Origin of the sequence: Roseibium sp. HPY-6, from assembly GCF_040530035.1 — a bacterium.
Taxonomy (GTDB): Bacteria; Pseudomonadota; Alphaproteobacteria; order Rhizobiales; family Stappiaceae; genus Roseibium.
This window is the reverse complement of sequence record NZ_JBEWCD010000002.1, coordinates 2,264,260-2,277,325: the sequence shown is the minus strand read 5'-3', so window position 1 is coordinate 2,277,325 and position 13,066 is coordinate 2,264,260. Positions and strand designations below refer to the sequence as shown.

Genomic DNA, 13,066 nt, shown 5'->3' with positions numbered 1-13,066 from the left:
TTCGCAGCCTTGTCTGTTGGACTGCCAAAATTTTTTTTTGAACCTTTTCCGGCCAGCCGCGAACATAGAGGTACTCGCACCTCGCGAGCGCACCGGCACACTTTCCCAATCACAGTTTTGAACAGCCCCGCCGCACCTGGCGGGCCAATGCAGGTGCTTTTTTCAAGACGACAGGAGATCTGCAATGAGCTTCCTTTATTCCTTCCTGAATTTCTTCCGCCCTCAATTCATCAACGGATCCGATCAAGGAGATCTTCTCTTTGGCGGCTTTGGCAATGACCTGATTTTCGGTAACGGCGGCAACGACAAAATCTTCGGCGGGTTCGGCAACGACCTCATCTTTGGCGGTAAGGGTAACGACCACATCTTCGGTGGCTTCGGAAATGATCTGATTTTCGGCGGCTATGGCAACGACAAGATCTTTGGCGGGTACGGCAACGACCTGATGTTCGGCGGCATCGGCAACGACAAGATCTTTGGCGGATATGGCAACGACCTCGCCTTTGGCGGCGCAGGCAATGACAAGATTTCCGGAGGCCACGGCAACGACAATCTGAATGGCGGCGACGGCGAGGACACGCTGCGTGGTGGCAAAGGTGATGACCGTCTGGTCGGCAATAAGGGCAACGACAAGATGTTCGGCGGTGCCGGCGACGACCTGCTGGTCTGGAACAACGGTGATGGGTCGGACCTCATGAACGGCGGCCGCGGCTACGACCGCGTTCAAGTCAACTTCGACACCGATCTCGTCAATAACGATCTTCAGAACAAGGACGTCGCCGAGTTTTCCGTCACCCCTAAGGGAGTCCAGTTTGCAAGGGTTGAAGTAAACGACCAGACCGTCAACGGGTTGTTTGAACTCGACATTCGCAAGACAGAAGTGCTCGAAACCAATTTCGGTGGCGGCGACGACACGGCACAGATCGTCGACAACGTTCTGGACGAAATCAAACTGGATCTGGATGGCGGCGACGGTATCGATACTCTTGACCTGTCGCGGGCTGCTGCCGGTGTTGAGGTCGACCTTGCCGCTGGAACGCTGGAAAACTCCAAGGCTGTCAATTTCGAGAACGTTATCGGCACGGAACTCGACGACAAGATAGCCGGCGACGATAAGGACAATGTCATTTCCGGGCTTGGCGGCGTCGACACGATCTATGGCCGCGCCGGCAACGACACGCTGGTCGCCAACAAGGGCAATGATTTTGTCTTCGGCGAAGACGGCGATGATTTGCTTGTGTGGAACAATGGCGATGGTTCGGACCTGATGGATGGCGGTGCCGACTACGACCGGGTCCAGGTCAACTTCAACACCGATCTCGTCAATGACGACCTGCAGAACAAGGACGTTGCCGAATTTTCCGTGACACCCGACGGCGTGCAGTTTGCGCGTGTTGAAGTCAATGACCAGACCGTCAACGGGCTCTTCCAGCTCGACATCCGCAATACGGAAGTGCTTGAGACCAATTTCGGCGGAGGCGACGACACGGCACAGATCGTCGACAACGTTCTGGACGAGATCAAACTGGATCTCGATGGCGGCGACGGTATCGACACGCTGGACCTCTCAAAGGCAGCTGCAGGTGTTGAGGTCGATCTTTCGGCCGGTACGCTGGAAAACTCCAAGGCTGTCAATTTCGAGAACGTTATCGGCACTGAGTTCGACGACAAGATTGCCGGCGACGATCAGGACAATGTCATTTCCGGGCTTGGCGGCGTCGACACGATCTATGGCCGCGCCGGCAACGACACGCTGGTCGCCAACAAGGGCAATGATTTTGTCTTCGGCGAAGACGGCGATGATTTGCTTGTGTGGAACAATGGCGATGGTTCGGACCTGATGGATGGCGGTGCCGACTACGACCGGGTCCAGGTCAACTTCAACACCGATCTCGTCAATGACGACCTGCAGAACAAGGACGTTGCCGAATTTTCCGTGACACCCGACGGCGTGCAGTTTGCGCGTGTTGAAGTCAATGACCAGACCGTCAACGGGCTCTTCCAGCTCGACATCCGCAATACGGAAGTGCTTGAGACCAATTTCGGCGGAGGCGACGACACGGCACAGATCGTCGACAACGTTCTGGACGAAATCAAACTGGATCTCGATGGCGGCGACGGTATCGACACGCTGGACCTCTCAAAGGCAGCTGCAGGTGTTGAGGTCGATCTTGCGGCCGGTACGCTGGACGGTTCGACGGCAGTGAATTTTGAAAATGTTACCGGCACAGACTTCGATGACGTCATCACGGGCGATGCTCAGGACAATGTCATCCGCAGCGGATCGGGTTTTGATATTCTGGCGGGCGGCGAAGGCTCGGATACGTTCGTGTTCACTGCCGAAGACACAGGTGTGAAGATTATCACTGACTTCGATATCAACGCGGATCGGCTTCTTTTCATCACGGATGAAAACCTGACGGCGTCTGATCTTGTGAACCAGCTTGTGCAGGATGGCGATGACGTGCAGCTCGACGTCAACGGGAAGCTGATCACCTTTGAAGACGCAAGCGTTGAGGATTTCAGCACCAACGACTTCCACTTCGCATAACGCACGCAACAAAACTCCTTTGGAAGCCTCGCCGGTCTGCCACCGGCGGGGCTTTTCCTGTGCATCTTCGCTTTATTTTCCTTCGAAGACCCTGGTGCTGACGAACTCAACGTCTCGCGATGATTTTAGTGCATCTTGCAAGAGCACAGCTCTTTGGTTGTGACGCGCGTCATAAGCACTGAAGCGGAAGATTGCCATCCTAGGCTCAGGTTCTGCAGAGAACTGCGAACTTCAAACTGGATTTGAACAGGACTGCGAGACCGCAAGCTCTTTCCCCGAGCCGGCGAACGCACCCCCTTTGCTTAAGGATAGGCGCTGAAGATGGGACAATTACACGCGGTCAACAACGGCAAAGCGCACCAACTGAGAACGGACGATGATCAGTTGCTGCGCGCCGTTACGAGAGGCGACCAGGCAGCCTTCGAGACAATTCATCGCAGACACGCGTCACGTCTGCTGAATTTTGCGCGGCGGGTGACCGGGGATCATGAAGCAGCGGAAGAAGTCACCAACGATACCTTCCTGGTGGTCTGGCGCAAATCCGATAGGTTCCAGGGCCGGTCCAAGGCGTCCACATGGATGTTCGGCATCGCCTACCGGCTTGCGATCAAGCAGAGGCAAAAACGGAACGGGCGTACACAAGAACTCGATTTGGATTCATGTGAGATCCCGGCCGGTGATGATACAGCCGATACCATCGTCCAACGACGCGATCTGAGAAATGCTCTTCAAAAGCTGAAGCCGGACCTCAGAACGATTGTCGAACTCACCTTCTTTGAAGGCTACCTCTATTCCGAGACTGCCGACATTCTCGGATGCCCGGTCGGTACCGTTAAATCGCGCATGGCAACGGCTAAGAACGAATTGCGGCACCATTTGAGCGAAACAGCCACCAGCGCCAGTCTTGCTGTTGCCGCGTGAGCGCGATCGCAGGATCAGGCACTCAAACGATCGCCTGCGGCATCGAAGAAATAGGACTTGCCATCCGAAATAGAGAGATCCAGTTCCCTCCCCGGCTCAATCTGATGCTGTCCAAAAAATCTCGCCGTGACCGGGTGTCCTTTCATTCTGGCAATGACATTGGTGTCGCCGCCAAGATGTTCGACATGTTCGACCGTCGCCTTCAGCGCGCCGCTGTCGGACAGAACGAGGTCTTCCGGACGCACGCCGAGCGTCCGTTCATCACCTTCATTCAGAAGTCCGGCCGGCAGAAAGTTCATCGCCGGGGACCCGAGGAAACCGGCAACAAACCTGTTGACCGGATTGTTGTAGAGTTCCATCGGACTGCCGATCTGTTCCACATACCCGTCCCGCAAAACAACGATCTTGTCGGCCAGCGTCATCGCCTCGGACTGATCGTGGGTAACATAAATCATCGAGGCTTCGAGCTGGCGGTGTAGGTTGGCGATCTCCAAACGCGTGTTCATTCTAAGCGCTGCGTCCAAATTCGAGAGAGGCTCGTCGAACAGAAAAAGCTTGGGATGGCGTACAATGGCCCGACCGATCGCAACCCGCTGGCGCTGTCCACCGGAAAGCTCTGACGGATACCGCTCAAGATAGTCCTGCAGGTTCAGCATGCGCGAGGCTTCAGCGATCCGCTGTTCGATAACGTCCTTGCTTTGCCTTTCCTGCTTCAAGGCCAGCGACATGTTGCCCCTGACGTTAAGATGCGGGTAAAGCGCGTAGCTCTGGAACACCATAGCGATGCCGCGTTTCGAAGGCGGTGTGAAATTCACCTGTTCCCCGCCGATGTGAATGTCGCCGGAAGTGACATCCTCCAATCCGGCAATAACGCGAAGAAGCGTGGACTTGCCGCAGCCGGACGGGCCGACGAAAACAACGAATTCACCGTCTTCGACCTCAAGATTGACGTCCTTGAGGACATGAACCTGACCAAACGACTTGTTGACGTTCTTCAGCGTGAGCGCCGTCATGGCGTTGGCTCCTTCAGTGATACAGGCTGCCCTGTGCGCACGCTCTGATCGGCAGCCAGACAAATGGCGAGCGAGCGGACGGCATCCTGCATGTGCCGGGTCAGATCAATGTCTTCTGATACAGCGCGCAGCATAAAGGCCTGCTCCGCATCGCAAAGTTCCTGATGACCGGGTTCGTCCGGCAGATCGATGTTGATATCTCCACCCGGGCGATGCACCAGCAGGCCGCCAACTTTTGTGTGGCCGTCGACGTCGGCTGAAGCGCCCTTGTTGCCCTCCACGATGGAAACGGACCCGGCGGGTGAAACGACGTCTTTCACGAAGAATGCCGTTTCCGACATCATGGGTCCCCAGCCCGCTTCGTACCAGCCGACGGACCCGTCGTCGAAAGTCACCTGAAACTGCCCGTAGTTGTACATGTCCGGCGCGATCTCGTCAGATAGCCGCAATCCCATGCCGTTGACCGTGACAGGAACTGCGTCCGTGATCTGGCACCAAACATCCACATAGTGCACGCCGCAGTCGACAATCGGCGCTGTTGTCTGCATCAGGGCCTTGTGCGTTTCCCATTCGGCACCCGTGCTCTGCTGGTTGAGGTTCATGCGGAACACGTATGGGCCGCCGAGGGCCCGGGCTTCCTCAATCAGCCTCACCCAGGACGGGTGATGACGCAGTATGTAGCCAACCACCAGCTTCTTGTTTGTCTCCCGGGCACATGCCACGACCCTCCTGGCGTCTTCAACAGTCGTCGCCAGCGGCTTTTCGACAAAAACATGCGCGCCGGCATGCATGGCTGCCACTGCATAATCGGCATGACTGTCTGAATACGTGGCGATCACCACCAGGTCGGGCGATGTCTTTTCAAGAGCGACTTCGTAACTGTTGAAGACCGGATACCCGTCCAGCTCCGCGTGGTCGACCTCACCGGAACGGTTCACCAAGGCGACAATCTCGGAGGCGTCATTCCGATGGTGCGCGAGCGCATGAGAAAGGCCCATATTGCCGAGCCCGGCAATCAGAACACGGGTCATTTGACAGCTCCTGAAGTGATGCCGCGGATCAGCTGGCGCGAGAAGATCACATAGAGGATAAGCACCGGCAGGATGGCCATACTGAGCGCTGACAGCACAGCGTTCCAGTTGGTGACGAACTGGCCGATGAAAACCTGGCTACCGAGCGTCAGGGTCTTCGTTTCCTCGGCCGGCGCCAGAATCAGCGGGAACCAAAGGTCATTCCAGATCGGGATCATGTTGAACACTGCAACCGTCGCCATCGCCGGACGCACCAGCGGCAAAACGAGGCGGAAGAAAATCGTGTACTCGGAAAGCCCGTCGATCCGGCCCGCATTCTTGAGATCATCGGAGACCTGGCGCATGAATTCACTCAGGATAAAGACCGCAAGCGGCAGGCCTTGTGCCGTATAGACCAGGATCAGGGCGAACAGCGTATTCACCAGCCCTGTCGCGACCATCATTTCGAGGATTGCGACGGTTCCGATCCGGATCGGGATCATGATCCCGAGAGCCAGATAAAGCCCCATCAGCAGATTGCCGCGAAACCTGTATTCGCTGAGCGCGAAAGCTGCCATGGCTCCGAAAAGCAGGATGAAGAACAGCGAGACGACAGTGACGATCATTGAGTTCTGGAAATAGAGGAAGAAGTCCCCCTGTTTCATCACTGTCTGGTAGCCGATCATGGAAAACGTGTCTGCGTTCGGCAGGCTCAACGGTTCACGGAAGATCGCCTTCCGGTTCTTGAAACTGTTGATCAGGATCACGAAGACCGGGAAGAGTGCGATCAGCGTGTACATGATCAGCGCGCCGTGCATCGCAGCTGTGTTGAAAGGGTTCGTGCGGGCCTTGTTCATCACTCCCTCCCCTTACAGCTGATATCTGCGCATCCGGGTCTGGATGCCGAAGAGGTAAATACAGACACCGACCAGAATGATCGCGAACATGGCGCTGGCGATGGCCGAGCCCATATAGGGATCACCCAGCTGGAGCTGAAAGCCGAAGAAGGTGCGATAAAGGAACGTGCCCAGTATGTCGGTCGAAAAATCCGGCCCGGCGAGCGCGCCCTGCGCGGCGTAGATCAGATCGAAGGCGTTGAAGTTGCCGACGAAGGTCAGGATCGAGATGATACCGATCGAGGGCAATATGAGCGGCAGCTTGATCTTCCAGAAGGCCGACATGCCGGTTATGCCGTCGATTTCGCCGGCCTCGAGTATTTCTTCGGGAATGGACAGCAGCGCCGCATAGATCAGCATCATGGGGATGCCGATGAATTGCCAGACCGAAATCAAAGAGAGCGTTGTCAGCGCATATTCTTCCTTTCCAAGCCACGGTGCATAAAGCCATTTCAGACCCACTGCATCAAGCATCGACGGTGCAATGCCCCAGATCGGCGACAGAATCAGTTTCCAGGCAAACCCGACAATCACGAAGGAGAGAATCGTCGGAATGAAAATCGCCGAGCGATAGAACGCGGCGAAACGCAGCCTCGGATGAGAGAGCATGGCGGCGAGCGCGATGCCGATCGGGTTTTGAACCAGCATGTGGATCAGGAAGAACCAGAAATTATTCGCCAGAGCGTTCCAGAACTGATCCGCCCAGATCGCGTTCTCGAACAAAGTCGTGAAGTTCTGAAGGCCGACAAAAACGCGCTCCTGATCAATCTTGCTGTAAAGAGCAAGCCGCAAGGTGTTGAATAGCGGGAAGATCATGACCGCCGTGTAGACGAGAACCGCTGGGGCCAGAAACACGACGATATGCCAGCGAAAACGAGGCTTGCTCATCCGAAGCTCCGGTCAAGGGGTCCGGACGAGGCGGCCTCGTCCGGATATGATCGCAGGATGGAAAGTCTTACTGGTGCGGCGCGTACCAGCTCGCGAGACCGTCCTGCAGCTTCTGGCCAAGGGCTTCCGGAGTGTCCGTGCCCTTGATTGCCGCAACTGAAGCGCCCCAGGTTTCATTTTCAAGGTTGGGCGTTCCGCGGGACAGGATCTGATAGGTAGACCGGATCGTGCTTTCACACTCTTCACGCCAGCCGACGAACTCTTTTGCGAGCGGGTCTTCAAGTTCGACCGGGGTCTTCGACAAAGGGAAGAAACCGGGCAGCGCGTTGCCGAAGATGGCAGCGAAATCCGGAGACGCGACCCAGGCCAGGAACGTCTTGGCAGCTTCAGGGTTCTCGGTGGCTGCATTCATGCCGATGCCGATATCCGTGTGATCGGAAATGTAGCAAGTGTCACCAGTATTCTGGACCGGTGGCTTGAACGCGCCCATTTCAAAATCGGCCTGTGTGTTGAAGCCTGCAATTTCCCAGCTACCGGCCGGATAGATCGCTGCACGCCCCAGCGTGAACAGGTTCTGGCTGTCCGGGTAGGTCTGCGCCTCGTAGCCGTCGCCAAGGTACGGTCCCCATTTTGCAAGTGTCGCATAAGGCGCGACCCATTGCTCATCGGTTAGTTTCTGCTCACCCTTGATAAGTGCGTTGCGGCCTTCCTCGCCTTTCCAGTAGTTCGGACCAATGTTGTTGTAGCCCATCGTGGCGGCTTCCCACTGGTCGTTGGTTCCCATTGCCATAGGGATATAGCTGCCGTCTTCCTTGAACTTTTCTAGAACGGCAAAGAATTCCTCCTCCGTTGTCGGCACGGAAACGCCAAGTTCATTGAATGCGTCTTTGTTGTAGATGAACCCATGAATCACCGATGCCATGGGAACGCAGAAACTGGCTGACCCGTCGTCAGACTGCCAGGCGGCTTTTGCCACGTCGGAGAAATTGTTCATGGCCTCCATGTCATCGAGATCAACCAGATGACCAGCGTCAAAAAGTGCCAGTGAGGCATCAAACGGACGGCAGGTAATCAGATCACCGGCCGACCCCGCATCCAGTTTGGAATTTAGAGCCGCGTTGTATTCAGTCGGCGCCGATGGTGTGAATTTCACCTTGATGCCCGGATGAGACGCTTCAAATGCAGGAATGATCTTTTCCTGCCAGAGGGCCAGATCGTCATTGCGCCAGCTCTCGATTGTCAGTGTGACGTCCTGCGCATAAGCACTGCTTGTCACAAGAGCCGTGCTGACCATTACCAAGGATAAAAACTTACGTGTCATTGCGCTGTTCCCTGTTTTCAAGCGATTGTGTCTTTATTCTTTTGTTTCTGTCTGACGGTGCAATGCCGTTCTCTCGAGTTCATGACATTCGCAGCTCTATTGCCATGGTATTGTTCTTGCGCATCCAAATGGACAACGATTTTTCGGCAAAGCGAGCCCGTCAGCCCCGCAAATATAATACCTATCTAATACCATTTGTCGACCGTTAAGTTTTATTTTGAGAAATTTGCCTAGTTTGGAAAGCCTGACAGGCTTGAAAGCGGGGTTTTGGCGTTCTTGAGGCGCTTTCTCAGTGGCAAAGGCATTGTAAAGGTATTACGCAAAGACAGACGGAATCGCCACCGGGCGCTTGATTTGCAAGAACTGGTACGCCGCGTTCGCTGCGTCGTACTAAACCGCTGTGTTAGACTTCGCGAGGCAGAGCCGCATGAACTTTCTGGTATTTCTTGGCACGGAACGCGCAAGCACACCACCACGTCCCGCTCGGCTGGGAGAACGGGTCGCAGCCGCGTGCTGCCGCAGGCTGGATGCCTATGGCGCAGCTCATATTCTCGTCGATCCTCTGGAAATTGATCTTCCCAAGCCGTTCAAGCCACACTTTTCTTACGCGAAAGGCAAAGCGCCGTTCCAACTTGAGGAGCTTGAAGCGCGTATCGCGAGTGCTGATGGCTATGTGATGGTCAGTCCGGAATACAATCACTCCATGTCGCCCAGCCTTGCGCATTTGCTCAACCACTTCGGCAGTTCTTTGTTTTCTTATAAACCGAGCGCAATCGTGACCTACTCTGCTGGCCAATGGGGTGGTGCAAGAGCCGCTGTGAACATGCGCACATTTCTGTCCGAACTCGGGTGCCTCCCGGTTTCAGCGATGGTTCACGTGCCGCAGGCGCAAGAGGTGTTCGACGGGGATGGCGCTTACCTCGCTGGGACCGACAAGGATCGCTGGGACACTTATATCGACCGCACGATCAGGCAGCTTATGTGGTGGGCGGAGGCCGCAAACCGCCAGCGCGCATCAGGTGATCTTCCCGCGCCCGCCGCGTTCAGGTCAGCGCCGTCGCAGAGAAACGCGCCGGATTGAGAACGGACTGTTTCAGCTGGGCGATTATGCTTTGTGGCGTTCACACGGTCGACTGGCAGGACCAAAAGTGACCGCACGAGAGACGCCGCCAATCGGGCCAAATACCCCTGCCCGGTTTCTCAAAAGCACGTGATTAACCATTCCCTCTTCCTATTTTTCCGCCATCGTTATATTCTATTAACCAATTTCGAGGCACCAGATGGTTTATGCATACGCCGAACTGGCTAACGGGATTTTGAAATGTTGCTTCTTATAGGCTTGGGGATTTTTGCTTACCTGGCCGTTGCTTTGGCTTTCTTCGCACTAAGTGCAATGGAATTGGCTGAGACGGCACGCGCGGCGCCGGGTTCGCTCTCGCTTGCACTGGTTACCGCCGTCTTCTGGCCAATCACACTGTCGGTGATGTCCGCCCTTGTGTTGGTTACAAAAACGCGCCATTCATGAGGTCGAACGCAGAGCTTGGTTAGGCATGCTATTCGTGAAGGTTTTTCAAAAGCGCCGAAACATGGCACATTAAGCCGCTTTTTGCCGACGTTGGCGACCAACCGGCGCGACGAGCACCAGTACGACGGTACAAAACGAGACCGCACTAAACATTGATTTTATTTAAGTTGAAGCTTGTTGAATGTTAAGCGTAGGGTACAACGGCCTATTAAAGGTAACATAGCCGGTGGTTCGGGAATTGAACCGCGCTTGATGTCTATTCGAGCGGCTCACATTCGCCCCACAGCTTTAACCTTGAGTTAAATTTTACAAATTGGTTACTCGAATTTTCCGCTAAAATCCTTATTTTACGCGCACGTTCGAATGTTGAAATTGTAGGAGCACCATTAAATGAACCTGGCAAAAAAGCATGGGCGTACAACTGTCTGTGCGGCCCTTATTTTCAGCGCTCTTGTCCTGGCAGGGTGCAGTTCCTCAGAAGAAAGGGCTCAGGATCATTACGAGCGTGGAGTGGAATTCGCAGAACAGGGCGATCTTTCGAAGGCTGGTATCGAATTTCGCAATGCGATCAAACTGGATTCCAACCGCGTTGATGCCTTGTTTGCATTCGGTGAGATACAAGAACGCCAAGGCGACCTTCCGGCCGCGTTCAGGGTCTATACCTCTGTGTCTGAACAGGCCAGCGACCATATTCAGTCGCGAGTGAAACTGGTCTACATGCTGCTCTCCGCGAACCAACTTGACCGCGCAAAGGAGAAGCTGGACGAGGCCATAGCGATTTCCCCGGAAGAACTGAGCGTACTCGTCGCCAAAGCAAGTTTCGAGCTCAGAAACCGGAACCCGGATGAAGCTGAAAAGATCGCCAAAAAAGCGTTCTCACTCGACCCGACAGCGTCTGACGCCCTAATTGTCCTCGCTTCTGCACGCATGCTGGCAAAAGATCCGGAAGGCGCTTTGCAATACCTCAACCAAGCGCCGGCGGACAGCGACAAACACGTAGGGCTGCAAGTGTTGCGCATGAGCGTTCTTGAGGCCCTGGACGATCAAGATGGTATCGAAGACCTTTTCGAAAATCTGGTAGAGACGTTTCCCGATACACCGCAATTCAGCCAAGCCTGGGTAAGGTGGTACTTGAGCCAAGACCGAGAAGACGACGCTGAACGCGTTGTGCGCAAGTTTGCTGCAGACCGCTTTGAAAACAACGAAGCACAACTGGCTCTTGTCTCATTTCTCATTTCGCGACGGGGACCGGATGTCGGCAGAGCTGAACTCGATAGCATTATCAAGCAGCGTAACGAGCAAAACATAGACTCTTTCGAGATCCGTTTGGCGCTTGGTGAGTTGATGTACAATACCGGCGAAGTCTCAGAAGGGATCGAAGTTATTGAATCGGTCGTCGCCGATACCAGCGACGAACAGCAGAAAAACCAAGCTCGCCTGATGCTTGCAACCATGCTCGGCCGGTCGAATGACATGGCTCAAGCTGAAGAACTGATAAACGAGGTGCTTGAAAACGATACCAAAAATGTCGAAGCTCTCAGACTGCGGTCGCGAATAAAAATCACTCGGAACGACAATGCTGGCGCGGTAGACGATATTCTTTTGGCCTTAAACGAAGCACCAGAAGACGCACGTTTGCGCACCATGCTGGCCAGTGCCTATGAGCGCGATGGCGCTTCTATTCTCGCGGAGGAGCAATTCGCCAGAGCCCTGGCGCTTGCCGACAATGCTCCCGAAGTCGGGCTTCCCATGGTTCAATTTTTGCTGCGTCACGGCAAAGCAGAACAGTCTTTGCGTGTTCTCGAAGCTCTCCGGGAGCGCAATCCGACAAACCGTCAGGTGCTGACACTTCTTGCCCAGCAGCGGCTTGCCCGTCGCGACTTTGTGGGCGCACAGGAGATCTCCGACACGCTTCGACAAATTGAAAACGGCAGTTCGGAGACGGCTGACAAGATCGCTGCCGCGGCACTCGGTGGACTAGATCGTCACGATGAGAGTATTGCGCTTCTGCAGAACTCATCGGCTGCGACAAATGATGATGAGGCACTGCTTCCAGACCTCATTCGCGCCTATGTGCAGGCAGGTCGTCAGGATGCGGCAGAAGAACACTTGAACTCTGTATTGACGGAAACCCCGGAAAACACGCTCGCCAAAGTCCTTCTCGGTTCGGTGTATTTGTCTCAAAATCGATCCCAGGACGCAGAAGCCCAGTTCCTTTCCGCAGCCGCGGAAAGCGAGAGTGTCCTTGGAAATACATCGCTTGCGCAATATTACCTCGCGACAAGAAAATTCGACGAGGCCGAAGGTACGATACGAGATGGGTTGGAAAAGCAAAACGACAATATGACCTTGCGGCTCATGCTCACTACCGTCCTCCAGCAAATGCAGCGTTTTGACGAAGCAATAGACGAATATGAGATAATGTTTGCCTCCGATCCGGAATCCACGATCGTTGCGAACGACCTGGCGAGCCTGTTGTCTGAACGTCGCGGGGACGAAGCATCGCTTGATCGCGCATTTGAGATTGCACAAAGATTCCGATCATCCGAAGTACCGCAATACATGGATACTTTGGGTTGGGTTTACTATTTGCGTGGTGAACATTCTTCAGCACTTCCACTGTTGAGAAACGCCTCACAGAAGTTGCCGAACATGGGCCTGGTGCAGTTCCACTACGGCATGGCGCTCGCGGCGCTTAACCAGAAAGACCAAGCAATAAATTCGCTGGAAAAGGCACTTGATCTTAAGACAATGATGACAGAAGACGATCTGAAAGAGGCGCGCGCGACGGTGGAGCGTCTCAAAAACTCTGACGGTTCCGCGGAGTCGAACTAAGTTGCTTAAGAAGAAGCGGAATTTTGAGTTTTCAGACATGGTAAGGATAGATGGAACAGAGCTTTGATCTGAGTGCGATTACGTCAATCGTTCGGCGGCGCTATCT

At 54.8% G+C, this 13,066-nt stretch carries 10 protein-coding genes; 5 read left to right on the top strand and 5 right to left on the bottom strand.

Going from position 1 to position 13,066, the window contains the following annotated elements; translation table 11 throughout:
* Positions 1-184: 184 nt before the first annotated feature.
* Together ABVF61_RS21545 and ABVF61_RS21540 are read left to right on the top strand one after the other, a co-directional pair.
* On the top strand, positions 185-2,551 hold the full coding sequence (locus tag ABVF61_RS21545) for a calcium-binding protein (RefSeq protein WP_353995589.1): 2,367 nt from the start codon (positions 185-187) through the stop codon (positions 2,549-2,551).
* A 321-nt stretch (positions 2,552-2,872) separates the two neighbouring features.
* A complete protein-coding gene (locus tag ABVF61_RS21540; RefSeq protein WP_353995588.1) occupies positions 2,873-3,472 on the top strand; it encodes an RNA polymerase sigma factor in 600 nt (199 codons plus the stop codon).
* A gap of 14 nt (positions 3,473-3,486) precedes the next feature.
* On the opposite strand, the gene ABVF61_RS21535 is transcribed toward ABVF61_RS21540, so the two are convergent.
* The 5 genes from ABVF61_RS21535 to ABVF61_RS21515 form a co-directional block, all read right to left on the bottom strand.
* A complete protein-coding gene (locus tag ABVF61_RS21535; RefSeq protein WP_353995587.1) occupies positions 3,487-4,485 on the bottom strand; it encodes an ABC transporter ATP-binding protein in 999 nt (332 codons plus the stop codon).
* Positions 4,482-5,516 (bottom strand): Gfo/Idh/MocA family protein, encoded by a 1,035-nt coding sequence (locus tag ABVF61_RS21530; protein ID WP_353995586.1) that lies wholly within the window; start codon positions 5,514-5,516, stop codon positions 4,482-4,484. The genes ABVF61_RS21535 and ABVF61_RS21530 overlap by 4 nt, the downstream gene beginning before the upstream one ends.
* A complete protein-coding gene (locus ABVF61_RS21525) occupies positions 5,513-6,352 on the bottom strand; it encodes a carbohydrate ABC transporter permease (protein ID WP_353995585.1) in 840 nt (279 codons plus the stop codon). The genes ABVF61_RS21530 and ABVF61_RS21525 overlap by 4 nt, the downstream gene beginning before the upstream one ends.
* A gap of 12 nt (positions 6,353-6,364) precedes the next feature.
* Positions 6,365-7,279 (bottom strand): carbohydrate ABC transporter permease, encoded by a 915-nt coding sequence (locus ABVF61_RS21520; RefSeq protein ID WP_353995584.1) that lies wholly within the window; start codon positions 7,277-7,279, stop codon positions 6,365-6,367.
* A 67-nt stretch (positions 7,280-7,346) separates the two neighbouring features.
* A complete protein-coding gene (locus tag ABVF61_RS21515) occupies positions 7,347-8,600 on the bottom strand; it encodes an ABC transporter substrate-binding protein (protein WP_353995583.1) in 1,254 nt (417 codons plus the stop codon).
* Positions 8,601-9,027: 427 nt separating this feature from the next.
* On the opposite strand from ABVF61_RS21515, the gene ABVF61_RS21510 reads away from it, so the two are divergent.
* From ABVF61_RS21510 to ABVF61_RS21500, 3 genes are all read left to right on the top strand, one after another.
* A complete protein-coding gene (locus tag ABVF61_RS21510) occupies positions 9,028-9,681 on the top strand; it encodes an NADPH-dependent FMN reductase (protein ID WP_353995582.1) in 654 nt (217 codons plus the stop codon).
* Between the two features lie 240 nt (positions 9,682-9,921).
* Positions 9,922-10,125 (top strand): hypothetical protein, encoded by a 204-nt coding sequence (locus tag ABVF61_RS21505; RefSeq protein WP_353995581.1) that lies wholly within the window; start codon positions 9,922-9,924, stop codon positions 10,123-10,125.
* Between the two features lie 390 nt (positions 10,126-10,515).
* Entirely contained in the window at positions 10,516-12,960 is a 2,445-nt protein-coding gene (locus ABVF61_RS21500) for a tetratricopeptide repeat protein (RefSeq protein WP_353995580.1), read from the top strand.
* Positions 12,961-13,066: the final 106 nt, after the last annotated feature.